The organism is Nocardia sp. NPDC047038, from assembly GCF_040644075.1.
Lineage (GTDB): Bacteria > Actinomycetota > Actinomycetes > Mycobacteriales > Mycobacteriaceae > Nocardia > Nocardia sichangensis.
The window spans coordinates 19,756-43,426 of the sequence record NZ_JBEYVQ010000025.1 but is presented as its reverse complement, the minus strand read 5'-3'; the positions used below and the strand labels follow the sequence as shown (position 1 = coordinate 43,426).

Genomic DNA, 23,671 nt, shown 5'->3' with positions numbered 1-23,671 from the left:
GTGACGACTTTCAGGCGGTCGCCGTGTCGATGGCGCCGGTGCGGGGTGCGACGAGCGTCAGGCCGCCGTCGTAGCGGCGATACATCAGACGGCCGCGTCCCGACGGTGGGTCGGTGTAGAACAGGAACGGCAACCCGTATTCGCATACCCGTTCCGCTGCTCGTGTTTCGGTGAGCTCCGGTGCCGGTCGGGGGCTGATGGTGAACAGTCCCGAACTGCCGACGATCGAGTGTGGCGTATGGACACTGTGCTGGCGCGCCATCCGCAGCCCGAACGGTCCGGCGCGGTAGACGACGGCGTCCTCACCGGTCTCGGCATCGGTGAACAGATGCGCGTCGTAATCCATCGCGTCCAAGAGCGCCGTCGCCGCGGGCAGCGAGCCCGTCATCAGCGCAACCGCCTTGCGGCGGACCAGTTCTCCCGGGCCGGGTGTGTCCAGCGGCCGACGGTCCGAATCCGGCCACGGCCGCGGCTCCCACGGCTTCTGCAACGCCTTGATCTGCCGTTGCAACCGGATCACCGTCGGCAACGCGTCACCACGACGATGCGCCAACGTCTGGATCCGCGCGCAGGTGTCACCGACGGACAGATTCACCTGGACGACCATCGGGCCGTCGTCGTGGTCCGGGGCCGTGATCCGCAGGCGGGCGGCGCCCGCGACAGGGAATCGCCGCAGCAGACGGCCGACCGTACCAGCGAAGCGCTCCCGCTCGAGGGCCGGTACCCGGCCGGTGGCGAACACGGCGACTTCCGGGAACGACGTCGACGACCACACCTCCGACACCAGCGACATCCCATCCTCCACTGCTCTCGCCCCACCGACTCACCTGGCAAGACTGTGCCCGCAGCGTGGGTCGTGCCCGTAGGGCCGAAAGTCCGCTACGCCGATTACTTTCAGCATCGTGAAGTCCCTCGGCGATCGGCCGTCCGTCGCGCGGGATCGTGGAGGCCGCCGATGCGACGGCCGGCCATGTGTCCGGCCGGCGGGCAGATCGAGGCGTCAGCGGAGCGTGAGGTGGCCCGCGGGCCTGCTCACTCGACGCGTCCGGCCGGTTCGCGGGAACACGCACCGGCCGCCGGCCGCGGCAGGCGCAGCGACCTGGCCGGACGGTTGTAGGCCCATTGGGCGACGGCGATGACGGCCGAGCCCAGCGAAGTGATACCTGCGAGCAGAGCCCAGTGGGTGAGTCCCGCGGTGTTGTAGGAGACCTGCCGGACTCCCGGCGCGATCAGGCTGCCGTTGCCGAACGCCCAACTCGTCACCATGCCGACCTGCCCGCCGAAGTCCGTGGAGCGGGCGAGCATGGCGCGCAGCTCGGGAGCCTTGCTGTTGACGTAGAGCACGGTGAGCAGGACCAGCGCCGCGGTCGTCACCGCGCACGCCGTCGCCGTGCGTGACAGGACCTCGGTGCGAAGCCGGAGATTCACCACCACCACGCAGACGGTGAGGACGATCGCGCCCGCGGACAGCAGTGCCAGGGCGCCGCTGATCCGCGCGGTGGGCGGCTGCGACGACGACCAGACGTTCAGGTAGGAAGTGGTCGCGGTGATCCGGCCGAAGGCATCGGCACTGGCTTTGCCGTCGGCGCCCACAGCCCTGAGCCACGGCTGGAACAGCAGGATCAGCGTGACGATACTGCCGGCCACGGCGCACAGGTAGCCCCAGTGGCCCCGCAACGCCGACAGGGATGCACGGAATTGGCCGTGCCGTCCCGGCGCCGCGCTCGGTTCTCGCTCGAGTCGAGTGTCCTTTGCTGACCACGGCGTTGGCTGCACTTCGCTCCGAACTCGAGGACAAGGGTTCGCCGTCGGGAACCCGGGTGGACAGGGCGGTCCCGACTGCGGTCGGCCTCACGCACGGTAGGCAGCAGGGTTATCCGGACGTTAAGAGCTGCCGAACGCTCGGAGAATGGTTGCGATCAGCGCGATTTTGAAATCTCGGTGGGGCGCCTGGGCGCAGGTGCGGAAATGGAGATCGGCTCACCCGGCCACCCCACCCTTCGCCCGGCACTTCGGCTTCCAGGTCTGTGTGAACATTCGAGCAGACGGACTACCGCGTTCGGGAAGAGTTCGGTGCATTCTGCCGACGTCGGACAGGATCGGTGCGGCGCCGTTCGCCCGGATCGCAGGCGGCCGTCGAAAAATCTGTAGCACAATCCGATTCGGTGCCGTCGCAATCTTTCCGGCAGCGGTGCCGGAATTGACCGGCGACTTACCTGGAGACCACGCGTCGCCCGAATCCGTTACTAAGTCGCAACTTTCGTCGATCCACGCATCGCAACACCTCGGCGCGGTCGATGCGGAATCAGTCCACGATCTAGCCGCGAGCTGAAAAACCTTGCCGCACAACATGAAACGGTGCATCCGGCGGTGCCGATCGGACGTGCCGAGTGGGGTTGCCGACGCCGCTCCGGCCGCCTGGCAAACGGCCGAAAGGTGATTCTGGAGCCGTAGGCGAGATACAGTACGGGCCGTGACAGAGCACCGATCGCCCATCGGCGGGGATCGCTCGCAGGATCTCGGAGTACCGCGTTCGCTGGACCTCCGTTCCGCCGACTGGTCGAGTTCCGATGAGACCCTTGCCCGGCTGTTCCAACGTGTCGAGGCGTACGCCATGGACGCGCGCGAGTGGTATTCGCGGGACGGTCTAACGAAGCGGCGGGCGAGCCTAGCCCTCACCGCGGCGATGATCGTGCTCGGCTTACTCGGAATCCTGGTGCCCCTGCTGACCACCGCCGGAGTCCACGCCATCGACCCGAGCTGGGGATACATCCTGCTCGCCTGCGCCGCCGGAAGCGCGGCATGCGACCGGTTCTTCGGTGTCTCGACGGCGTGGGCGCGCGATATCCGCAGCGCGCAGTCGATCAACGCGATGCTGTGCGACTTCCAACTCGAGTGGGCTTCGGTCTCCCGCGCGCCCGCCAATTCGAATGGGGAGATCGACCGCAGGATGGGACTGCTGCGGGATTTCTCCTACCGGGTCAACGAGGTGATCGCACACGAAACCGACAGCTGGACCGGGCAATTGCAGCTGTCGGCGCATCCGCGGATGAGCAGGCTGGATCGGAGGTAGCGCCGGCTGCCGGTGTCGTAGGCGCGTTCGTTACTGGTTCGTCGGCGCCGAGACGGGCATCGACGAGCAGTCCGGCCGCTCCGATCGCGGCGCAGGCCACGGTGGTCGCGAGCAAGGCCGGGCTGGTGTGCCCGGTCAGAGCGTCACCGAGCGCGACGACCGCGATCGTTCCTGGCAGCACGCCGACGACGGTGGCGACCAGGTAGGGCGCGAGCCGGACCGAGGACAGGCCGGCGCAATAGTTGATCAGCGCGAACGGCACCGGGCCGATCAGCCGCAGCGACCCCACCGCCAGCCAGCCGCGGCGGGCCAGGCGCCGGTCGACCGCGGCGACCGCCGGATGGGTCAGCAGCCGGGCCGCGACGGCCTCGCGGCCGACCACGCGCACGAGCTGGAACGCCACGACCGCGCTGACCGTGGTCGCGGCGATCGCGACGGCGACGCCGGTGACCGGACCGAACAGCAGTCCGGCGCTGAGAGTGAACGCGATCCGTGGCAGGACGATGGTCGCCGCGGCGTGCGCGGTGAAGAACACCAGCGGCAGCCACGGACCGGTTTCTTGTGCCCAACTGCGGATCTGGTCGGCACCCAGGTGCGGAACGAGTACCGCGCCGGCCACGAACACGACCGGCAGCAGCACGACGGCGATCAGCCGCGGATCACGCCACCGCGGCGCGCGGTGACCATCGGTGGCCGCTACACCAGCGGCGAGCTTGTCGACCGGCATGAGTCGATGCTCTCAGCGTGCTGTCGGGCGGGGCGCGGGCTGAAACAGTTCGACAAAGTTGCCGGAGGGGTCCTCGAGGAGCACCTGTTGCCCGCCAGGGCCGTCCACGATGTCGTTGCGGAAGGTGACGCCCGCGGCTCGCAGCCGCGTGGCCTCGGCGGCGATATCGTCGACGACCAGCTGGAGACGATTCCAGCCGCCGGGTTCCGGGGTAGCGCCATCGGGCATCGGGCGTGCCGCCGAACTCTTCGGCCCCGCCAGCAGCAACTGCAGCGGGCCGCGCACCACTGCGGCGAAGGCCGGGGAGGCGTCGAAGTCGACGGTGAACCCGAGGTGGGTGGTGTAGAACTCGACCGCCGCGGCCACATCGTCGATGAGGTAGCGGACTCGGGCGAGTTCGATCGGTGCGGTCGTGGTCATGGCCGGATCTCCTAGTTGTTGTGTGCCGAGGACATGGGGGTGGGCATGGGTGGGAACCCGATGCGGGTGTCGAGTTCGCCGGCGAGACGACGGAACTCCGGATATGTGGCGCGGTCGGTGTCGCCGGTCGTGGCCGGATCGGGCAGGCTCCAATGCGTCGCGACGGCGCGGCCGTGGTCGCGGGGTACCTCGCGGATCTTGTCGCACAACGTGATCACGTAATCGAAGCGGCGGTCGGCGACCGCATCGAGCGCCTGCGGTCGCTGTGCACCCAGGTCGATCCCGTAGTCCTCCCGGAGCACCCGCGCCGCGTTCGGATGGATCCGCGGTTTGGGATGGCTGCCCGCGCTGGCGACCCGGACGCCGGTCACGCGGTGCCGCAGCAGTGCCTCGGCCATCGGCGACCGGGCACTGTTACCGGTGCACAGGAACAACACCGAACAGTCCTTCGGCCATGGGCGGCCGGACGGAGCCAGCGCCGGATGCAAAGCAACCGCGGCGTCACCGAATGCGGCCGCGCACCGGGACAGGTCGAGATGGTAGTAGCTGTCGCGGCCGTCGAAACTGCTGCGGCGCGCGTCGACCAACCCGGCCGACCGCAGCAGCCGTAGGTGATACGACACCAGATTCTGCGGCTCCCCGACCGCTTGCACCAGCTCCCGCACCCGGCGATCACTCGCCGCCAGCTCGGTCATCAACGCCCACCGCAGCGGATGTGCTGTCATGCGCATCAGCAGCGGAACCGGCACTCGATCCGTGGTACCCACCTCGCCCACATTACATCAAACCAATTTGATGTATATACCGATCTCTGCTCGGTCCGTAGTTCGGCTTCATTGAACCAAATAGTGTGATGAGCAGTACTACTAAGATGACTTATTTGAACTAGTCGGTTAACTTCGTGTCATGAAACATGTTGTGGTCGTTGGTGGTACCGATGGGATCGGCCGGGCTGTCGCCCTGAAGCGGCTTGCCGTTGGAGACGCCGTCGTGGTCGTCGGGCGAGACGCCGAGAAAGGCAAGAGCCTTCTCGCGGCAGCCGAGGAGCTCGGGGCGGGCGACCGTGCGCATTTCGTGCCCGCGGATCTCAGTTCGATCGGTGCGACCCGCACCGCCATCGACGCCATCCGAACCCGTTTCACCACGGTGGATGCCCTGGTGCTCTGTGCCAGGCACTACCGGTCCGATCGGCTGGTGACCGCGGAAGGGTTCGAATACACCTTCGCGCTGTTCTACCTGAGCCGATTCGTGCTCAGCTACGAACTGATCGACCTGCTGAACACCGCCCCGAACCCGGTCATCGTCAATGTGGCCGGTCCGGGCAGCGGAACCGGCGAGATCCGCTGGGACGACCTGGGTCTCGAGCGCGATTACCACGGCCTGCACGCGCTCGCGCAGGGCGGTCAGCTCAACGATCTGCTCGGCATCGAGTTCGCGCGCAGGCCGGCGTCGGCGCGAGTGCGATACGTGCTGGTGCATCCGGGGGTGGTGAATACCGCCCTGTCCGGCGACTACGACGCCGAGATGGCGGCCAGGATCGAAACGATGCGCCACACCGCACGACCGATCGACGAGGCCATCCGCCCGATCCTCGCGATACTGGATGATCCGCCGGTCGAGGCGCTGACCGCGATCGCGCAGGGACAGCCGTTGGACGTGCACGGACCCGAGTTCGACACCGCCGCGGCCGCGCGACTGTACGGCGAGACGACGAAGCTGCTCGGACGGTTGCAGTCGGCGGCGTCGGGCATTTCCCCGGCCAGGTTGCGGCAGGTCCTCGACTCGCCCGTATTCGGTGTCGTTGCCACGATCCAGCCCGACGGCAGCACACATCAGTCGGTGGTGTGGATACTGCGAGACGGGGACGATGTCCTCTTCGTCGTGGGGGAGGGCAGTCGCAAAGAGCGCAACCTGCGCCGTGACGCCAGAGTCGGCGTGCTGGTCAACCCACCCGAGCAGCCCTACACCTACGCCGCGATCCACGGTACCGCGACCCTGTCCACCGAAGGCGGTCTCGAAATACGGGATCGTTTGGCGCTGAAGTACACCGGCAAGACCTATCGCGAGCACAATCCGGAAGCCGCGGCCACCTACGGGGATACTCCGATGGTCGTCGTCCGGGTTACGCCCGAACGAATCGTCGGCCGACTTTGAGCCGCGATCTTCTCTGAGCCCGGGCAGCAAGCACTGCCACGGCGCGCGCATGGCGTGGCCGGGTGTGTTACCGAGCGGGTTGTGCGGAAAATATCAGCGGCACTGCGCAACTCGCTGTTACCGACGGCCCGCGCCCGCTCGAGTACGTAGACTTTCGGCGTGACCGATCTCGCGGACTTCGCCCGGCTGATCGCCGGTGACCACGGACTTTGCGTCGTCTCCACCCTTCGAGCCGACAACACGATCCAGTCGTCGCTGGTCAACGCCGGCGTATTGCGACACCCGGCGACCGGTGCCGACGTGGTCGGCATGGTGGTACGCGGCGGCGTGCGCAAACTGGACAACCTGCGGGCCCGGGCGCGTGCCACGATCGTGGTCCGTGTCGGTTGGCAATGGTGCGCCGCCGAGGGGCCGGTATGGATCGCCGGTCCGGACGACCCGGCCCCCGGGGTCGATGCCGAGCGGTTGCGGTTGCTGCTGCGTGAGGTGTTCACCGCGGCCGGTGGCGTGCACGAGGATTGGGACGAGTACGACAGAGTGATGGCCGCCGAGCGCCGGGCGGTGGTGTTGATCTCGCCGGATCGCGTCTACGGCAACGGCTGAGCTTCGCCGCGCCCCGGAAGAACCGGAAATGGACGCGGGGCAGCGCGTAGTTCCGATCATGTCGAGCGGGATCGGTTACCGGGATCGACAGGCTTGTTAGCGTCAGCCTGGTGAATCTCGATCTGGATGGAAAACGCGCGATCGTGACCGGCGGCAGCCGAGGGATCGGATTGGCTGTCGCTCGCGGGCTCGCCAACGAAGGTGTGGATGTGGTGATCGCGGCGCGTGCGGCCGAACCGCTCGCGGCCGCTGCCCGGACATTGACCGAGGAGACGGGTCGGCGAGTGGTCGCGATACCGACCGACACCGGCGACGACGGCCAGGTCGAGGCGCTGGTGGAGCGCACCGTCGCCGAATTGGGCGGCGTCGACATCCTGGTGAACTCCGCCGCCACGCCGTGGAGTGCGGGCGCGAGCGCCGACCTGGCGGCCACCAGCGACGATGTGGTGCGGCGTGAAGTGGAGATCAAGGTGCTCGGATATCTGCGCACCGCACGCGCGGTCGCCCCTCATCTGGTCGAGCAGGGCTGGGGTCGGATCATCAACATCAGTGGACTCGGTGCGCGCCAGGCGAATTCCATCGCCCAGACGATTCGGAACATCAGCGTCTCGGCATTGACCAAGAATTTGGCGGACGAGCTCGGTCCGAAGGGCATCAATGTGACGGTCGTGCATCCGGGGCTGACCAGGACCGAACGCCTGACCCAGCGGTTGACCGCGCAAGCCGAGGAGTCGGGGAATACGGTCACCGAACTCGAAGCCGAGCTGGCGAAGAATACGCTGCGCCGGGTCATCGACGCCGCTGAAGTCGCCGACGTGGTGACCTTCCTCGCGTCACCCCGCAGTATCGCGATCACCGGCGACGCCATCGCGGTCGGCGGCGGCGTCCCGGGTCCGGTCTTCTACTGAGAGCGCCGCGCAGGGCGAACTTCGCCCGCGCGTAGCTCGCGCTCTGTCGCCTATCCGGCCGCCTGGAAGGGTTCCGCGACCATCCAGTGCTCGACGAGCCTGCCGTCGTGCACTCGGATCATGTCCATGCCCATCGTCTCGAATCGCTGACCGGTCGGCGGCAGGCCGAGAAAATCCCCGGTGTGCGTGCCGCGAACCGTGTACCGGTGCGCGACCCACTCTCCGCTTTCGATAGTCGCTTCCACGACGACCTGCAGATCCGGCGCGCCGGTCCACATCGATTGCCATTTCCGCCGCCAGTCTTCCCGGGTCATCGACTGTCCCTGGTCCCGCGATTCGGCGGCGATGTAGCTCAGCGCGGTGTCGAGATCACCGGTCGCCCTGGCGTCGATGATCGCCTCGCTCACTGCGGCCGGGCTCAGCGGATTGTTCATGTCACTCTCCTGAACCGATAAACGGGGACTGTCCCCGCTATGGTGCCGTACGATACGGGGACTGTCCCCGGATAGACAAGAGATCTCGTGCCGACCACCTCCGAGCCGTCCCCGGGCGCGCGGCCGCGCGCCGACGCCCGGCGCAACCGTGACCGGCTCCTCGCCGCCGCGGAGCGCGCGTTCAATCGTTTCGGCGCCGCCGCCTCGCTCGATGACATCGCTCGCGCCGCCGGTGTCGCCAATGCCACCCTGTACCGGCATTTCCCGACACGCGGGCACCTGATCACGGCCGTGTACCGCGAGCGGATCGACGCGCTGTGTGCCGCGGCCACCGAGCTAGCGGGCGGCGATGCGGCCGGTGACGCCTTGCTCGGCTGGCTGAATGCGGTCATCGATCACATCGCGGTCAGCCGAGGCTTGCGGGAGGCGTTCGTCAACGCATATGGACTTCGCGACGGCGACGAAACCCCGGAAGTCGCAGCGTGGCATCGCATGACCGATGCCGCTGCCATGCCGCTGTTGCGGGATGCCCAAGCCGCCGGTCTCATTCGAGCCGATCTCGAGGTGACCGAATTGATGACCCTCGTCTCCGCGATCGCACACGCGGGCAACGGCGATGCCGACCATGCTCGCCGTCTGCTCACCCTGACCTTCGAGGGTCTGACGTCCGAGGGCTGAACGGGTCGCCACCCAGGCCTCCTGATGCGGTGGGCGGTGGTGGATAGTCGTCGACGGTCATAGCGTTGTAGACGCGTGTGCTTTTGGTGGCGAGGCGGAGGAAGGCGCGGCCGGGGCCTGCGGGCAGGGCGGATAACAGTCGGGTGGCCTGCACCAGTCCCGAGACACCGAGGCGGGATGTGGGGATCAGGGTCTTGGCTGCGCTGAGCGCGACCGCGTGGCCGCCGCGTATGTGTTCGGCCATCGCGTGTTCGTAGGCGGGGAAGGCGCGCTCGTGGTCGCCGCCCGCTCGTGCGAGTTCTCCGGCGAGGACGTACGCGCCGACGACGGCCAGCGTGGTGCTGCCGCCGACGGCCGGGCCGGGGCAGTAGCCCGCGTCGCCGACGAGCGTCACCCGGCCTCGGGACCAGGTGTCCATGCGGAGTTGGGTGATGGAGTCGAAGTAGAACGCCGGGGTGTGGTCGAGTTCGTCGAGCCAGCGGTCCACGTCGGTGTCGAAACCGTGGAATGCTCTACGCAGCAGCTCTTTCTGCCGTGACACGTCGTGGCGGTGGTAGTCGAGTTCGCGGTTGCCGCGGAACAGGAACAACGCACGCGCCTCGCCGAGGTGGCGTACACCGTAGATCCCTGCGGTGCGGCCGACACCGACGTGGATGTGGAGTTCGCTGTCGCAGCCGTAGGCGCCGGGCAGGGTCATCACCCCGAGATAGGCCCCGGCGAAGGCGCTGAAGCGCGATTCCTCGCCGAAGATCAGGCGGCGCACGGTGGAGTGCAGCCCGTCCGCGCCGACGACGAGGTCGAAGCGGCGCTGCGCGGACTTCTCGAACCGCACCTCGCCCTCGGGTGAGATCGCGGTGATCGAGTCGCCGAAGAGATATTCGACGTCGTCGGAGGCGGCGTCATAGTAGATCTCGCTGAGGTCGTCGCGCATGATCTCGGCGTGTCGGTCGGAAGTGGCGCCGAAGATCTTGGCGAGATCCACGCTGGCGGGCCGCCCCGCGCCTTCGGGGTGGAGTGTCATCCGGTTCGTGCCGGTGGCCCGTTCCTGGATGCGCGCCAGCACGCCCATATTCTGCGAGATGTCCATCGCGGGCCGGAACAGGTCGACCGCGTGGCCGCCGGTCTTGCGCAGGGTCGGCGCGCGTTCGACGACGGTGACGGAGAAGCCGTGCCTGGTGAGCCAGTACGCCAGCACCGGTCCGGCGATGCTTGCACCGGAGATGAGGATCCGCATGAGTATGCCTCCCTTTTGCTGAAATCGCCGATCAGTTGGGCATCTTCGATCCGAAACTCCACTGCCACTTCGGATCTGGATCCGAACACCGACTCGACGCCGCAGCGGCGCTGGTCTCAGCCATTGGTTCTCCTTCGGACGGTCCGTGCAGGGACTACCTTGCTGGGCGACCGAAGATTCGTCTTGAACAAATGTCAGCGTTCACGGTCGGCAGGAACCGTTCATACGATCGGCGTGCGGCCATGGGAAATCCGTGACGGCCCGGCGTGGCTACGTGCTGTTCCTATCCGGCCGTGACGGGTCGCCGTCGATCGGTTCCGCAGTTGGGCGCCTGCTGAGCAGCGCGCGGCCTCCCGCTTCGGCCGACTCCAACAGGTACCGCAGCCCGTCCCACGACCTGTCCAGGTAACCGCTCGGATCCGCACCGCTGTACAGATGGGCATGTCTCTGTTAGCAATAAGGGACGGGTCTGTCTTGAGGATGCAGGGTGGGCCGGTATCGAGCGCGCTAGGCGCGAAATGAATCGAGTGCCCTATGAGCACAGAATTGCACGGTCTCGGCGGCGCCGCCCAACCCTCGTCGGACGGGTGGAAAGACGCTCTCCTCGGACTGGACGCGACCATCGAACACCGCGGCAACGCGACCGTCGTCCACGTCCATGGTGAAGTCGATGCCTACACGCTGCCCGCGTGGCGGCGATTGCTATACGAGGCCGGAGCGACCACCGCGGCGCCGGGGTCGATCGTGATCGATGCGAGCGGTCTCGGCTTCATGTCCTGCCGTTCGCTGCTGATCTTGGCCGAAGAATCCGAGGCATGCCTGCGCCGGGGCGTCCGGCTGCGAGTGGTCGGTGACCGGCTGGTAGTGGCGCGCGTCGTGGCCGTCCTCGACCTCGACGCCCTGCGGCCCGTTCACTCCTCTGTCGAGGACGCGCTGGCCGACTCGCTGCGGAGCGGGCGATTCCACGGCATCGGGCCACGTGCGGCGTGGCGCGGTCACGCCGGAACACCGGAGCCGCGACCTCTCTGACGCTGTCTTCTCGGCACCGGGGCTTCGCTCGAATGCCCTGGTGCCGGGGTCGGCGGAGCGAGCCTCGACAGGCGACGTGTCAGCAATCACATCGAACGAATCCTCTTCTTCCACGACCGGCTGTTCGGCCCCGGCAAGGATCCCGCCGTCGATCACGGCACGATCCATGCCACATCCGGTGACTGGTGGACCGTGTTAGCTCAATCGCCGGACGTATTCCGGCACGCTGTGCGCGGTTCGCCGTCTACCGCAACGCGATCCTCGATCCGGCCTCGCGCGAATTGGGTCAGAGCCGGGCCGGTTACACCCGCGGCAGCCGATTCGTCTTCTCCCAGCACCGCAAGCAGATGCGATCGCTTGGCGTCCCCGAGGAGAAGATCGCGGCGATCCCGCACTGGCGGGTCAGCGATGTCTTCTCCCCGCTGGAACGGGCCCTGCTGGCCTACACCGACGCGCTCGTCTACGGCGGCGGACGCGTTCCGGACGAAGTGTTCGCGGTGTTGAACGCCGAGCTGACCGACTGGGAGATCATGGAGTTCACCTACATCACCACCCTCTACGACATGCATGCCACCATCTGCCGGGCCCTGCGCCTGGAATACGACGACCGGCCGGAACCGGTGGCGGAAGTGCGACTGCCCGAAGGCGTGGAAATCGGGGACCGGTCCGCGGATCTGTCCGGCGCCTGACCGAGTCGGCGCGGGGGTCTATGCCGGTTCGGCGGATCGGATCGCCGCCTCGAGTGTGCGCAGAGCCGCGGTGAGCACGGAGCGTTCGTCGGCGGCGAGTTGGTCGGTGAAGGCGGTTTCGTGCTCCAGTAGGGCGGGCACGACCTGTTCGATGTGGCGATGGCCGTCCGGCGTGAGCGAGACCAGGACGCCACGCCGGGTGGTCGAGGTCGGTTCGCGGGTGATCAGCCCGGCCGCTTCCGCACGGGCGAGGCGCTGGGAGACGGCGCCCGCGGTGACGAGGCTGCGGGCGGCGATCTGGCGGGTGGTCAGCTGGTAGGGCGGACCGGATCGGCGCAGGGTGCTGAGCAGGTCGAGGGTCGATTCATCGATGCCGAGCCGCTGGAGGGTGCGCTGTCGCTCGTCGGTGAGGAGTTTGGCGAGTCGCCACAGCGGCGTGAGGATCTCGATCGACTCGACTCGCGCGCCGGGCAGTTCGCGGCGCCATGCCGCGGCTATCCGGGCGGGCGACGGTATCTCGTCGTGTGCTTCGTGCGTCATTGCCGGAAGTCTCTCCCCTCGGTACATTTAGCGCTAAATATACCGAGAGGAGACGAGAATGCGCGGAACGGTCGTCGTCACCGGTGCGAGCGGGGGAATCGGACGCCGGGTGGCTCAGCGGTTCGCCGAAGGCGGGGCGGACGTGGTGATCACCGGGCGTTCGAAGGAACGGGTGGAGCGGGCGGCACAGGAACTCGGAGTGCGGGGAATCGTTTGTGATGCGGCGATTCCAACGGAGGTGGAGCGGTTCGCCGAATCGGTCGGGCCCGAAGTGGATGTGCTGGTGAACATGGCCGGGGGCAACACCGATCTTGTCGTCGGGAACGGTGCCGCGGCGTCGTTGGCGGAGTTGGCCGAGCAGTGGACGGCGAACCTGTCGACGAATCTCTTGAGTGCGGTCCTGACCACCTCGGCGCTGCGGGAGCGGCTGCGACCCGGTGGAGCGGTGATCAATGTCGGCTCGATCGGCGCGGAGTATGCCGCGGGGTCCTACGGCGCCGCGAAGGCGGCGCTGGCGGCGTGGTCGGCCGGCTTGTCGGCGCAACTGGCGCCGAAGGGTGTCACGGTGAACACGGTCGCGCCCGGTTACATCGAGAACACCGATTTCTTCCAAGGGCAATTGAGCGAGCAACGGCGTAGCTGGTTGATCGACTCCACGCACGACAAACGCGCGGGTGAGCCTGATGACGTCGCCGGGCTGATCGAGTTCCTGGCCTCCCCGCATGCCCGGCACATCACGGGCCAGACGATTCACGTCAACGGCGGTGCGCACACGACCAGATGAATGCTCCGTGAGCGGCGATTGGGTTCGGGCTGATCGCAATTCTGTTCGCGCACGGGCGCGTGCGGTTGAATCCGGTATCACCTCCGTTCGTCGTCCGGAGCGGTGTTGCACGTCTCGGCTCGAATCGTGGCGACGGCACCGAACCGGGGCGGACACGGCTTCAGACGAGGAGCACCACATGACAGCGCAGGCCGCCGCGGCAACTCCGACCGACGCCTTCGTCGCCGACTGGCAGGACTGGCACCGCGGACAAGAGGCGCGACTGGCCGACCCGCACGGATTCCTGGCCATCACCGATCTGCACTGGCTGGCCGAGACGCCGCAGCGATTCTCCGACGCGCCGGGTGCCTGGTCCACCGGCGCCGACGGTGTGACGGTGGTGCTCGACGACGGTGAGGAGCTGGTGGTCGACGGGACACCCGTGCGCGGCAGGCATGTGTTCGGGGTCATCCCCGAACGCGGCGGCGTGAACGCTGTCTGGGGTGACGCGGTGATCGAGGTCGCCAAGCGCGGCGGGCACGACATCGTTCGGCCACGGCACCCGGACAACCCGCTGCGCACGGCATTTCGCGGCACGCCCGCCTACGCGCCGCACCCGAAGTGGGTGGTCTCCGGGCGATATGTCGCCTTCCCGGAGCCGCAGCCGACCACGGTCGGCGCCGCTGTCGAAGGACTGGAACACGTCTACGACGCGCCGGGGCAGGTCGAGTTCGAGTTGGACGGACGGCCGCTGCGCCTGACCGCTTTCCCCGGCAAGGACCCCGGCGCCCTGACCGTGCTCTTCACCGACGAAACCTCCGGGGTCACCACGTACGCCGCCAACCGGGTGCTGCAGCTGTCGCCGCCGGATGCCGACGGTTCGGTGGAGCTGGACTTCAATCGGGCCGCGAATCTCCCCTGCGCCTACACCGACCTGGCGACCTGCCCGTTGCCGCCCGCGGAGAACCGGCTCCCGGTCGCGATCGAAGCCGGTGAGAAGCTGCCGTACGAGCGCGGCTGAACCGATGAGCGACACGACACCTCGGATCAGGACGTTGTCGTTCCTGACGCCGGGCAACTATCCCGACGACGATCCGTACTCCGGGCTCGAGGACACGCTACGGCTGTTCGAGTACGGCGAAAGCCTCGGTTTCGACGGTGCGTGGATCCGGCAGCGTCATCTCGAGCACGGCGTCGGGTCGGCAGCGGTGTTCCTGGCCGCCGCCGGTCAGCGCACCAGTCGAATCCAATTGGGCACGGCCGTGATTCCCATCGGCTACGAAAGCCCGTTCCGGCTGGCCGAGGATCTGTCGCTGGCGGATGTGCTGTCGCGGGGCCGGTTGCAAGCCGGTTTCAGTGCGGGCACGCCGCCGCATGCCGACTTGCTCGGCGGCCTGGTCTTCGACGGGGACTGGCGCACCTACGACCTTTCCTACGGACGGATCGCCCGGCTGATCGAGAACCTGCGGGGCGACTATCTCGGTGACGCCGACACGGTGATCCACTCCCCGGGCAACACCCAGCGGCCGCGGTTACAGCCGCACAATCCCGGTTTGATCGACCGGCTGTGGTACGGCGGGGCCAGCACCCGTTCGGTGCGCTGGGCAGGGGAGAACGGGCTGAACCTCCTGACGGGGAACATCGTGTTCGGCGAGCACAGCGACGATTTCACCACCACCCAGTCGAGCCTGATCGACGAGTACCGCGGACTGGTGGATCCGGCTCGGCCCGCCCGGGTCGCGGTGGGACGGGTGATCGTTCCGTTCGACAGCGCCGACCGCGCGACTCGCGAGCGGTACCGGCAGTACGCGGAGAGCAGGCGCGAGCGCACCCTCGCGCCGCAGGGGCCGCGGCGCGTCCTGTTCGCCCCGGACCTGGTCGGGCCCGCCGAGGAGATCATCGATCGGCTGCGGGCCGATCCGGTGCTCGCGCAGACTTCGGAACTGCGACTGGAGCTTCCGTACGAGTTCCACCGCGCCGACTACGAGCAGATCCTGCACGACACCGTGGAGTTGATCGCGCCGGCGCTGGGTCGTCGGACCGCGACCGGTACAGAGCACGAGACCGGTGAGGTGGCCGCCCCCCGCGTGATCCTTGATGCCCGATCGACTGCCCGATCGGCTCCGGGTGCCGGTCGACGTGTCAGTGGTTCGTGATCCAGGTATCGGTGAATTCCGCTTCCGCGGCGAGCATGTCGACCAGCCGGGCGACGACGGCCGCTTCGATCTTCTTGCCGAACAACGGGATCCCCACCTCGGCCGCGCCGTCCACGACCGCCACCGCGGCGGCATCCTGCTCGGTGAGCCGGACGGTGCCGCTCACCCGCGCCGGCACACCCTCGACGTCGGCGTCGAAACTGCCGCCCTCCTGGGTGTAGGTCTCGGTGCGGGTGACGACCAGGCCCTCGGGGCGCACCGCGGTGACAGCGCCGGGCAACTCGGCCGCCGCTATGGTCTGCACCATTCGCACGTGCAAACGGTCCTCGGCGGCATCGAACTCCACGAGAACTCCGCCGACCTCCTCGACGCGGTCTTTCCAGTACCGCTCGTCGGCCAGCGCCGCGCGAAGCGCGTCGGCCGGATGGGAGTAGGTGGCCGTGTACGCCAAGGGGGTCGCCATATCGGCACACGCTACCTGCCGCGCCGCCTGCCCGAGCCGGTGAATCGCCGAGCCGTGCAGCCGAATCCGCTGAATCACCTTGGCAAGCACCAGCTTCGACACCTGCATACCCAGTCCGGTATGTCTTCCAGAGCGGTGCGGCCTGCCTTGCCCCCGGCGGGGAGTGGCCGTCTCAGACCGGGCAACCGCCCGTCGTGCCTGGGGGCGCTGGCGGGGAGATGTTCTCGGCGTTCGTGAGCGAGGCGAAGGCCCCCCGGTTGCTGACGGGCAGCCTTCGCGTCTCGTCCGCGGCAGGGGAACTCACCCGTTTCCTCACCGGTGACGAATTCATCGAGCAGGGACGGGCATTGGTCGCGGGCTTCATCGTGCACTGGCAGAAGCGGGGCGAGCTGGGCGTCTTCGACGCCGAGGTGGTCGCCGAGCTGTTCGTCCGCCTGACGATGTCGTTCATCTCGAATCCGCGCGGCGCGCTCCCGCTCGCCGACGCCGCGGCGGCGAAGGAGTTCGCCCGGCGTTTCCTCGCACCGTTGTTGTTCCCGCATCCCGGCGGGGGTTAGCCACTCCCGATAGCGGCTACTGTTCGGCCGCACGCGATAAGCCGCGGATCTCAGTTCTCGCTGCTTTTCGACGGGTCTGAACTCGAGATAACGATCGTCAGCGCCGCAATGATTTTCGGTCGGGGCGCGGCCGGCGCACGTGCCCAGAGCTTGTCGGTGCCATGTCCTACTGTCCGAGAGATGCGCAACAGGATTGCTGGATTCGCCTACGATCGCGTGACGGTCGGCGATATCGGTCTCCACGTCGCCATGGCCGGAGCAGGCGCCCCGATCGTGCTCTTGCACGGCTTTCCGCAGACCCATTTCGCTTGGCGGCACGTCGCGACGGACCTCGCTCGCGACCATCTGGTGATCTGCCCGGATCTGCGCGGCTACGGCGACAGCGACAAGCCCGTCGGCGAGCCGGATGGCAGCACCTACGCGAAACGGACGATGGCCGCCGACATCATCGGGCTCATGCGGGCGCTGGGCCATGAGCGATTCGCGCTCGCCGGCCACGATCGAGGAGGATTGGTCGCGTTCCGTGCAGGTTTGGACCACCCGGACGCGATCAGCCATCTCGCGATTCTGGACGTGCTGCCCGCCGCGGACATGTGGTCCACCCTGTACGGGACATCCGGCATCTTCGCCTTCCATCTGTACCTGCTCGCACAACCTTCCGACGTGGCCGAGCGCATGATCGGAGCCGACCCTGATCTGTTCTTCGGGCACTTCCTCGACGACTGGTGCCGGATACCCGGCGCCATTCCCGCGGAAGCCCGCGCCGCATACCTCGCGGCTGCCCGCGCGCCCGGCGCCGTTCGCGCGGTGTGCGCCGACTATCGGGCCAGCGCCTCCATCGACAACGTCCACGACGAAGCCGATCGTCGTGCGGGCCGCCGGTTGACCATGCCCGTCGCCGCGCTCTGGCAGGATCCGGGCGAGGTCGTGCTTCCGTTCGATCCCCTATCGATCTGGTCGGGATGGGCGAACGATCTTCGCGCCGGGACCGTGCGGTGCGGACACTTCCTGCCGGAGGAGATGCCCGGCCCCGTCATCGAAGCCATACGAAACCTGATCGACCGACCCGCGGCGACGGCCGTCAGGGCAGATGCATGAGTTGCCGGGAGAGGGTGAACAGGCGGCGGGCGAGTTTGGTGACCGGCAGACCGAGCGGAAGCAGGATCACCGTCACGCACAGGATCGCGCCGACGAGCCACAGTACGGCCGCGACCAGCCCCAGTACCGTGCCGAGCACGGCCGTGAGGATACCCAGCACGACGCCGAGCAAGCCCTGTAGCGCTCGCATGATGACCTTCCGGTGTCCATTCTGCGCTTCTTCGACGCGACGCGCATGTGCCTATCGCGATCGGCGCTTTCACCGCGTCCGGCCCCGCGACGACTCCGTGTACGGGCACGGGATCGGCCGGTAGCGTCCCAGATATGAGCCGAGCGATCGTGGAGCTGTCGCATCCGGTCTCGGACGGCATGCTCACCTATCCGGGCCTGCCCGCACCACGCGTCACCACGGCCGTGGCGCGCGACCGATCGCCGCTGATCGACATGGCCTACGACATCGCACGCGTGGATATGGTCGGCCACACCGGGACCTACATCGACGCGCCTTACCATTTCCACGCCGAAGGCGCCGACATCGCCGAGTTGCCGTTGGAACGGCTGTTCAACGTGCCGATCGTCCTTATCCGCGCGCGGGGACTGCGCGCTGTGGGCCCTGATCTGCTCGGTGATCCCGCGCTCCTGTGGGGCAAGGCGGTGCTGGTGCACACCGGTTGGTCGGCCGAGTGGGGTTCGGCCGCGTACCGGGAGCCCGGGCATCCGTTCCTGATCGGTGAGGTCGCCGATGCGCTGGTCGCCGCCAATGTGGCGTTGGTCGGCATCGACTCGCTCGACGTCGACGACACGTCGTTGCCGACACGTCCGTGCCATCACACGCTGCTGGGCGCGGGAATCCCGATCATCGAGCAGATGACGAACCTGGACGCGCTCCCCGGCACCGGCGCCAGACTCGTCGCACTGCCTGCGCCGGTGCGCGGGATGAGCTCGTTTCCGCTGCGCGTCGTGGCGTGGTGGTGACATAGACGCTTTCGATCCCACGATCGGGGGCTCTTGCTCTGCCGAAGTTCCTCTCGCCGGCGGGGTTACGGTCGAGTGGTCCCGCCGGCGAGATCGGGCCCCTGGACCGACGAGGTGTAGTCGAGTGATTGCCGAAGACAGTGATCCGAACGGCGAGAAGCCGGAACCCCGCAGGAAGACGATCAGCAGTCCTTACATTCATCGGCTGCAACGTCGGCACTTCCTGCTCTTCGATATTCTGCCGATTCTCGGCACGGCTGGTGCGTTCGCCTTTCTCCGGGTGCATCCGTTCGGCTTGACCGAATTCCTGCTGCTGTTCTCGATGTGGCTGGCCACCGGCCTCGGCGTGACCGTCGGCTACCACCGGCTGTTCACCCATCGCACGTTCACGGCGGCGCCGTGGGTCGCCGCGGTGCTGGCGGTGCTCGGCTCGATGGCCGGACAGGGCGGCGTGGTGTCCTGGGTGGCCCTGCATCGGCGGCATCACGAATACAGCGATCGCGAAGGAGATCCGCACTCCTCGAACCTTTCCGGCGGTGGTCTGCGCGGAACGCTGCGCGGCCTGGCGCATTCGCATTTCCTGTGGATGCGTCGCCACGAGTACCCGAACGTCGTGCACTACGCACCCGACCTCATCAAGGATCGCGGCCTGGTACGGGTAGCCCGCGGGCTCCGCGGCGGGAACCCTGCTCCAGCCGGGATGGGCGAACATGACGATTGATTACACGGTGAAGATCCTCGCCCCGGCCAAAGGGCCGAAGGTCGTCGCCCGAGGCCGGGTGATCAAGCCCGGCGCACTCATCACCATCGCGGCCGCGGACGTCTTCTCGGTCGGCGACGAGGACGAAACATTGTGCGCCACCGCACTTGTCACCATGCGCAACGTGAAACTGGTCAACTCGTGAACCTGGAGGAGTGGCCGTGACCACCGACAGCTTCGTGTTCGATCCGTTCGCCGCGGGCTTCGCCGAGAATCCCTATCCGCACTACGACCGGCTGCGGGCCACCGCACCCGTGCACGAGCACCCGCTCGGATTCTGGATCGTGTCGAAGTACGAGGATGCCGCCGCGCTGCAGCGGTCGGCGCAGTCGGTCGACGAACAGGATCTGACCCGTCTGCCGACCTGGAAGAGCGACAGCGGCCAACTCGGCAAGGAAAACCGCATGATGCGCGGACTGTCCATGCTGGACCGGAATCCGCCCGATCACACCCGCCTGCGCCGCCTCGTCGCCAAGGCGTTCACGCCCCGCGCGATCGAGGCGTTGCGGCCCAGGGCCGAGGCACTCGTCGACGCCGCCCTGGACCGCATCGCCGAGGCGGGCACCGCGGATGTCGTCGCGGGACTGGCGTTCCCGGCGCCTTTCGCGATCATCTCCGAGATGCTGGGCGTCCCGGTGGTCGAGCACACCAGGCTGCGCGAACTCACCGCGATACTCGTGCTGGCGCTGGAACCCCTGCCCGATCCCGCCTTGCAGGCCAAGGTCCGGTCCGCCAACCAGGAACTGTTCGCCATGGTCGGCGACCTGGTCCGCTGGAAACGCGCCGCACCCGGCGACGACCTGCTGAGCAGGCTCATCACCGCCGAACACGATGGCGATGTGCTGAGCGAGGACGAGCTGGTCGCCCAGGTCATGCTGCTCTACATCGCTGGCCACGAGACGACCGTGAACCACCTCGCGAACGGCGTCCTCGCCCTGCTGCGCCACCCGGCCAGGCACGACGACTCCGGGAAGACCCCGCACTCGCCGAGAACGCCGTCGCCGAACTGCTCCGATACGACACCCCCGTGCAACTGATGCGCCGGATCACCGTGGAGTCCATGCCGATCGGCGGCTCGGTGATTCCGCCGGGCAGCCTGGTGCTCGCCTGCGTCGGCGCCGCCAATCGCGATCCCGAGTTCTGGGGCGTCGACGGCGACGAGCTGCGCCTCGACCGGCCGAACGCGCAGCAGCACCTTTCGTTCGGCGCGGGCATCCATCACTGCCTGGGCGCGGCGCTGGTCCGGCTCGAGGCCCGGGCCGTCTTCACTCGCTTCGTGCGGCGGTTCCCCGAGGCGACCATCGACGAATTGCGCTGGAACGGACGGATCAACGTGCGTGGACCCGCGGAACTGTCCATTTCGGTGTAGCGCGATTTTTCGGAGCAGGACGAACTCATGCCCACGATAACGGTCGATGGCGCGCCGATCGCCTATGCCGACACCGGAACGCCGCGCGACCGCCCGGAGGCGGCCACCGTGGTGTTCGGTCACGGACTGCTGTTCGGCGGCTGGATGTTCCAGCCGCAAATCGAGGTGCTGCGCGAGCACTATCGCTGCGTCGCGATCGACTGGCGAGGCCAGGGCGCGACCCCGGCGACGGCTCACGGCTACGACATGGACACCCTCGCCGGTGACGCCGTCGCGGTGATCCGGCGACTCGGGATCGCTCCGGTGCAATGGGTCGGTCTGTCCATGGGCGGCTTCGTCGGGCAGCGGATCGCGGCGCGGCACGGCACGCTGCTGCGCTCACTGACGTTGCTGGGCAGCAGCGCCGAGCCGGAGGACCCCGGCAAGATCGGGGAGTACAAGCGGCTCGCGCTCGCGTTGCGCTTGTTCGGCGCGAAACCGGTGCTGGGCAGGATCGAACCGCACCTTTTCGGGCCGAGTTTCCGCGCCGACCCCGCGAATCGGCCCGTCATCGATGCGCGGGCCGCACGCCTGCGGCGCTGTGATCGTGCCGCCGTTCGCAGGGCAGTCCTCGGCGTGGCAGACCGGGCTTCGGTGGAACACGAGATCGCGGCCATCACGATGCCGACGCTCGTCGCTGTCGGCACCGACGACAGCGCGACGCCGCCCGCGCGATCCGAGCGCATCGCCGCGTCGATCCCGGGCGCGCGCCTGCACACCATCGCGGATTGCGGTCACACCAGCAGCTTGGAACAACCCGCGGCGATCACCGCGTTGCTGCGGGAGTTCCTCGCCACCGTCGACGGATCCTGACGCACCGACAGGTCGGTGATCAGCGCCGAGAGACTCACGGCCGGAACGGCGGGACCGCGAGATCGTCGCCGAAAAGGTCCGGGAGGTCGCGATCGACGCTGTCGGGGAAGCGCGCGGGGCGCTTCTCCAGGAAGGCGGTCACGCCTTCCCTGGCGTCGGCGCTCGCGCCTCGGTGGTAGATGCCGCGGGACTCGATGCGGTGCGCGATCATCGGATGCTCGGCGCCCAGGTTGCGCCACAGCATCTGCCGGGACAGGGCTACCGAGACCGGCGCGGAATGCTCGGTGACGCGGCGCGCGAGCGCACGCGCCTCGTCGAGCAGGGTGTCCGCCGGATGCAGCGCGGAGAACAATCCCGCTTCGCAGGCCTCGCTCGCGTCGACGAGGCGGCCCGAGTACACCCAGTCCAGTGCGGTCTGCATGGGGACCAGCCGGGGCAGGAACCAGCTGGAGCAGGACTCGGGAACGATGCCACGTCGATTGAAGACGAACCCGATGCGGGCGGTGTCGACGGCGATGCGGAAGTCCGCCGCGAGCGTCATGGTGATGCCGACGCCGACGGCGGGGCCGTTGACGGCGGCGATGATGGGCTTGCGAGATTCGAACATGCGTTAGAACACCCATTCCGCAGCGAAGTCGCCACAAAAGTGGGTTCATAGCGCGTTACCCTACCGTGTCGGTCTCGCCGGGCCTGCGCGATCCGTCGGTCGACAGTGGATGTCGCGTGCCGATGGGAAGCAGCGGGTGGGCCTCGCCGGTCAGGGCGACGAGCGCCTCGACGACGTCGAGCAGGCTGGCTTTGGTGTAGGTGAGGGTGGTCGGGCCCGCCCCGGGCCTGTCTTGGTGGCCGGCGTAGGCGCTGGAGACCGCCATTCCGAACTCTCGTTCGATGAAGGTCAGCGTCGTGTGGCGGACCCAATGCGCGGAAACTCCAACCGACGATGCCCACGGAAGGAATTTCCTGATGCGCTCGAAGAGGTTGTTTAGGCGGGATACTCCGACCGGTCTTCCGTCCCGGTATCGGAGGACATGCCGCGTCGCTTCCGTACCGCCACGGGCTTCGATGTGCTCGCGGATCCTCCCCATCAAGGTTGGCGAGACGGGTTGCCATCGGACGGTTCCGCCCTTCTCTCGAAGGCGGACAAGGCAGTCGTGGGAGTTGAGGTCATCGACGGTCAAGCCGAGCAGTCCGCCGCGGCGACACGCGGTTTCGATCAGGATGCGCACGATCAGCGCGTCCAGTGGACGATCATTGCCAGTCGTCGCGGCAACACGGCCGATGTCGAGGATATGGTCGAGAGAGAGCGCGTGTCTCGGGCTTCTGGGCTGGCGCGCTCTTCTGACTTTCGCGGCCGGGTTGTCGAGTGGGTGGATCAACCTGTCGAGTTCGGCGTGGCGGTAAAGCTTGCGGATTGCTGATACCAAGGTCGCCGCGGCGCCGACGCCGCCGCGGGAATTCGATCGTCCGGCAGCACCCGCGCGTACCCGGTGTTCGCTGACGAGTTGTTCGATCTCGGTGTACGTCGGCTCGGTGATGGGTCTATCACCCCACCTCTGCTCGAGGACCTTCCAATAGGATCCGTAGTTCTTGAGAGTTTTTTCCGACGCCGAGGCCGAGACCTGTGCGATGTACTGTGCGAAAGTTGGTGCAGGCCCTTGTCGTGTCGACTCGTCGAGCAGGTCTTCGAGCCTCAACCCCAGTCTCGAGATCAAGTGCAGCGCTGTACTGACGTCTTCGGAAGTCATTGAGGCTCCCATGGATTGGGCCGGAATTGTGAGATAGCAGCGGCCACCAGCGGCGTCGTGTACACGACGAGCCGCTGGAGAGTAAGCGACGCTACGAGTAGGAGCCGGTCACCAGGCTGCATGCCACAGGCGTGACGGAGGTTCGCCGGAAGGTGGATGTATCCGGTTGGGCCGACTGCCGAGCGACCGTCGTCGGCAGGGTGTACGACTGCGAGTTGGTCTTGGTGCTCGATTGTTACTGGCTGGCCGGGATGCCAGTCGAGCTTCCTGATGGCTGATCTGTCGCTGACGCGGCCGCGTTGATCGATGGTTGCTGTTGCACAGTGTGCCACCCCGATCGGTGTCTCGATGACCGTGGTGGGGTAGTGAAAGGGGATGCCGGGAAACTGGACGACTCGCGGACGCGCACTGTAGAGGTCGTCGAAACCCACGACTGATTCATCG

28 protein-coding genes and 2 pseudogenes are annotated in these 23,671 nt (G+C 67.5%); 18 read left to right on the top strand and 12 right to left on the bottom strand.

All coding sequences use genetic code 11. The features are described 5' to 3' along the window. Window positions 1-10 precede the first annotated feature (10 nt). A complete protein-coding gene (locus tag ABZ824_RS37200) occupies window positions 11-793 on the bottom strand; it encodes a sigma 54 modulation/S30EA ribosomal C-terminal domain-containing protein (protein WP_356969312.1) in 783 nt (260 codons plus the stop codon). A gap of 239 nt (window positions 794-1,032) precedes the next feature. Next, complete coding sequence (locus tag ABZ824_RS37195) at window positions 1,033-1,647, bottom strand: hypothetical protein (RefSeq protein ID WP_356969310.1); 615 nt, start codon at window positions 1,645-1,647, stop codon at window positions 1,033-1,035. An 826-nt stretch (window positions 1,648-2,473) separates the two neighbouring features. Between ABZ824_RS37195 and ABZ824_RS37190 the strand changes: the two genes are divergently transcribed. Continuing rightward, entirely contained in the window at window positions 2,474-3,073 is a 600-nt protein-coding gene (locus ABZ824_RS37190) for an SLATT domain-containing protein (RefSeq protein WP_356969308.1), read from the top strand. Here the strand turns inward: ABZ824_RS37190 and ABZ824_RS37185 are convergent. Genes ABZ824_RS37185 through ABZ824_RS37175 form a run of 3 tightly spaced genes read right to left on the bottom strand, consistent with a single transcriptional unit; the run spans window position 2,982 to window position 4,987 of the window. Beyond that, the gene (locus ABZ824_RS37185) at window positions 2,982-3,800 is read right to left on the bottom strand and encodes a TVP38/TMEM64 family protein (RefSeq protein ID WP_356969306.1); all 819 of its coding nucleotides are present in this window, start codon (window positions 3,798-3,800) and stop codon (window positions 2,982-2,984) included. The genes ABZ824_RS37190 and ABZ824_RS37185 overlap by 92 nt on opposite strands. Before the next feature lie 12 nt (window positions 3,801-3,812). Continuing rightward, entirely contained in the window at window positions 3,813-4,220 is a 408-nt protein-coding gene (locus ABZ824_RS37180; RefSeq protein WP_355074179.1) for a VOC family protein, read from the bottom strand. Window positions 4,221-4,231: 11 nt separating this feature from the next. After that, on the bottom strand, window positions 4,232-4,987 hold the full coding sequence (locus ABZ824_RS37175; protein ID WP_356969304.1) for an ArsR family transcriptional regulator: 756 nt from the start codon (window positions 4,985-4,987) through the stop codon (window positions 4,232-4,234). A 139-nt stretch (window positions 4,988-5,126) separates the two neighbouring features. Here ABZ824_RS37175 and ABZ824_RS37170 point away from each other — a divergent pair, with 139 nt between their 5' ends. The 3 genes from ABZ824_RS37170 to ABZ824_RS37160 all read left to right on the top strand — a co-directional run bounded on the left by ABZ824_RS37170 (window position 5,127) and on the right by ABZ824_RS37160 (window position 7,885). After that, window positions 5,127-6,374 (top strand): TIGR03618 family F420-dependent PPOX class oxidoreductase, encoded by a 1,248-nt coding sequence (locus tag ABZ824_RS37170; RefSeq protein ID WP_356969302.1) that lies wholly within the window; start codon window positions 5,127-5,129, stop codon window positions 6,372-6,374. A 159-nt stretch (window positions 6,375-6,533) separates the two neighbouring features. Continuing rightward, window positions 6,534-6,977, top strand: coding sequence for a pyridoxamine 5'-phosphate oxidase (locus tag ABZ824_RS37165; protein ID WP_355074173.1), 444 nt, complete (start codon window positions 6,534-6,536; stop codon window positions 6,975-6,977). A gap of 110 nt (window positions 6,978-7,087) precedes the next feature. Continuing rightward, complete coding sequence (locus ABZ824_RS37160; protein ID WP_356969300.1) at window positions 7,088-7,885, top strand: SDR family oxidoreductase; 798 nt, start codon at window positions 7,088-7,090, stop codon at window positions 7,883-7,885. Window positions 7,886-7,935: 50 nt separating this feature from the next. Here the strand turns inward: ABZ824_RS37160 and ABZ824_RS37155 are convergent, their stop codons facing one another. Further along, on the bottom strand, window positions 7,936-8,319 hold the full coding sequence (locus ABZ824_RS37155) for an ester cyclase (protein WP_355074170.1): 384 nt from the start codon (window positions 8,317-8,319) through the stop codon (window positions 7,936-7,938). An 87-nt stretch (window positions 8,320-8,406) separates the two neighbouring features. Here ABZ824_RS37155 and ABZ824_RS37150 point away from each other — a divergent pair, with 87 nt between their 5' ends. After that, window positions 8,407-8,997: a helix-turn-helix domain-containing protein gene (locus ABZ824_RS37150; protein ID WP_356969298.1), complete on the top strand. Its 591-nt coding sequence runs from the start codon at window positions 8,407-8,409 to the stop codon at window positions 8,995-8,997. Here the strand turns inward: ABZ824_RS37150 and ABZ824_RS37145 are convergent. Further along, on the bottom strand, window positions 8,960-10,231 hold the full coding sequence (locus ABZ824_RS37145; RefSeq protein ID WP_356969296.1) for an FAD-dependent monooxygenase: 1,272 nt from the start codon (window positions 10,229-10,231) through the stop codon (window positions 8,960-8,962). The genes ABZ824_RS37150 and ABZ824_RS37145 overlap by 38 nt on opposite strands. Before the next feature lie 534 nt (window positions 10,232-10,765). Between ABZ824_RS37145 and ABZ824_RS37140 the strand changes: the two genes are divergently transcribed. Beyond that, on the top strand, window positions 10,766-11,260 hold the full coding sequence (locus ABZ824_RS37140; protein ID WP_356969294.1) for an anti-sigma factor antagonist: 495 nt from the start codon (window positions 10,766-10,768) through the stop codon (window positions 11,258-11,260). Window positions 11,261-11,350: 90 nt separating this feature from the next. Further along, window positions 11,351-11,949 (top strand): annotated as a pseudogene (locus ABZ824_RS37135) (carboxymuconolactone decarboxylase family protein). Between the two features lie 18 nt (window positions 11,950-11,967). Here the strand turns inward: ABZ824_RS37135 and ABZ824_RS37130 are convergent. Continuing rightward, a complete protein-coding gene (locus ABZ824_RS37130) occupies window positions 11,968-12,489 on the bottom strand; it encodes a MarR family transcriptional regulator (RefSeq protein WP_356969292.1) in 522 nt (173 codons plus the stop codon). 58 nt (window positions 12,490-12,547) lie between these two features. Here ABZ824_RS37130 and ABZ824_RS37125 point away from each other — a divergent pair, with 58 nt between their 5' ends. The 3 genes from ABZ824_RS37125 to ABZ824_RS37115 all read left to right on the top strand — a co-directional run bounded on the left by ABZ824_RS37125 (window position 12,548) and on the right by ABZ824_RS37115 (window position 15,408). Next, complete coding sequence (locus ABZ824_RS37125) at window positions 12,548-13,273, top strand: SDR family oxidoreductase (protein ID WP_356969290.1); 726 nt, start codon at window positions 12,548-12,550, stop codon at window positions 13,271-13,273. Between the two features lie 178 nt (window positions 13,274-13,451). Continuing rightward, entirely contained in the window at window positions 13,452-14,273 is an 822-nt protein-coding gene (locus ABZ824_RS37120; RefSeq protein ID WP_356969288.1) for a DUF1684 domain-containing protein, read from the top strand. A gap of 4 nt (window positions 14,274-14,277) precedes the next feature. Beyond that, window positions 14,278-15,408 (top strand): LLM class flavin-dependent oxidoreductase, encoded by a 1,131-nt coding sequence (locus tag ABZ824_RS37115; protein WP_356969286.1) that lies wholly within the window; start codon window positions 14,278-14,280, stop codon window positions 15,406-15,408. Here ABZ824_RS37115 and ABZ824_RS37110 read toward each other — a convergent pair. Further along, entirely contained in the window at window positions 15,395-15,979 is a 585-nt protein-coding gene (locus ABZ824_RS37110; protein ID WP_356969285.1) for a DUF2505 domain-containing protein, read from the bottom strand. The genes ABZ824_RS37115 and ABZ824_RS37110 overlap by 14 nt on opposite strands. 125 nt (window positions 15,980-16,104) lie before the next feature. On the opposite strand from ABZ824_RS37110, the gene ABZ824_RS37105 reads away from it, so the two are divergent. Next, a complete protein-coding gene (locus tag ABZ824_RS37105; RefSeq protein WP_356969284.1) occupies window positions 16,105-16,428 on the top strand; it encodes a hypothetical protein in 324 nt (107 codons plus the stop codon). A gap of 180 nt (window positions 16,429-16,608) precedes the next feature. Beyond that, the gene (locus ABZ824_RS37100; protein WP_356969282.1) at window positions 16,609-17,526 is read left to right on the top strand and encodes an alpha/beta fold hydrolase; all 918 of its coding nucleotides are present in this window, start codon (window positions 16,609-16,611) and stop codon (window positions 17,524-17,526) included. On the opposite strand, the gene ABZ824_RS37095 is transcribed toward ABZ824_RS37100, so the two are convergent. Continuing rightward, a complete protein-coding gene (locus ABZ824_RS37095) occupies window positions 17,510-17,716 on the bottom strand; it encodes a hypothetical protein (RefSeq protein ID WP_355074149.1) in 207 nt (68 codons plus the stop codon). The genes ABZ824_RS37100 and ABZ824_RS37095 overlap by 17 nt on opposite strands. A gap of 134 nt (window positions 17,717-17,850) precedes the next feature. Between ABZ824_RS37095 and ABZ824_RS37090 the strand changes: the two genes are divergently transcribed. The 6 genes from ABZ824_RS37090 to ABZ824_RS37065 all read left to right on the top strand — a co-directional run bounded on the left by ABZ824_RS37090 (window position 17,851) and on the right by ABZ824_RS37065 (window position 21,482). Further along, window positions 17,851-18,501 carry a cyclase family protein gene (locus ABZ824_RS37090; RefSeq protein ID WP_356969280.1) on the top strand — a complete coding sequence of 217 codons (651 nt, stop codon included), beginning with the start codon at window positions 17,851-17,853 and terminating at the stop codon, window positions 18,499-18,501. Window positions 18,502-18,625: 124 nt separating this feature from the next. Next, on the top strand, window positions 18,626-19,222 hold the full coding sequence (locus ABZ824_RS37085) for a fatty acid desaturase (protein WP_356969278.1): 597 nt from the start codon (window positions 18,626-18,628) through the stop codon (window positions 19,220-19,222). Then, on the top strand, window positions 19,212-19,406 hold the full coding sequence (locus tag ABZ824_RS37080) for a hypothetical protein (RefSeq protein WP_356969276.1): 195 nt from the start codon (window positions 19,212-19,214) through the stop codon (window positions 19,404-19,406). Before ABZ824_RS37085 ends, ABZ824_RS37080 begins: the two co-directional genes overlap by 11 nt. A gap of 16 nt (window positions 19,407-19,422) precedes the next feature. Beyond that, entirely contained in the window at window positions 19,423-20,298 is an 876-nt protein-coding gene (locus ABZ824_RS37075) for a cytochrome P450 (protein WP_356969274.1), read from the top strand. Then, window positions 20,298-20,630 carry a cytochrome P450 gene (locus ABZ824_RS37070; RefSeq protein WP_356969357.1) on the top strand — a complete coding sequence of 111 codons (333 nt, stop codon included), beginning with the start codon at window positions 20,298-20,300 and terminating at the stop codon, window positions 20,628-20,630. The genes ABZ824_RS37075 and ABZ824_RS37070 overlap by 1 nt, the downstream gene beginning before the upstream one ends. 27 nt (window positions 20,631-20,657) lie before the next feature. Beyond that, window positions 20,658-21,482 carry an alpha/beta fold hydrolase gene (locus ABZ824_RS37065; protein ID WP_356969272.1) on the top strand — a complete coding sequence of 275 codons (825 nt, stop codon included), beginning with the start codon at window positions 20,658-20,660 and terminating at the stop codon, window positions 21,480-21,482. Window positions 21,483-21,516: 34 nt separating this feature from the next. On the opposite strand, the pseudogene ABZ824_RS37060 reads toward ABZ824_RS37065, so the two are convergent. After that, window positions 21,517-22,092 (bottom strand): annotated as a pseudogene (locus tag ABZ824_RS37060) (enoyl-CoA hydratase-related protein); the annotation flags it as partial. Window positions 22,093-22,144: 52 nt separating this feature from the next. Then, window positions 22,145-23,227 (bottom strand): tyrosine-type recombinase/integrase, encoded by a 1,083-nt coding sequence (locus tag ABZ824_RS37055; protein ID WP_356969270.1) that lies wholly within the window; start codon window positions 23,225-23,227, stop codon window positions 22,145-22,147. Window positions 23,228-23,671: the final 444 nt, after the last annotated feature.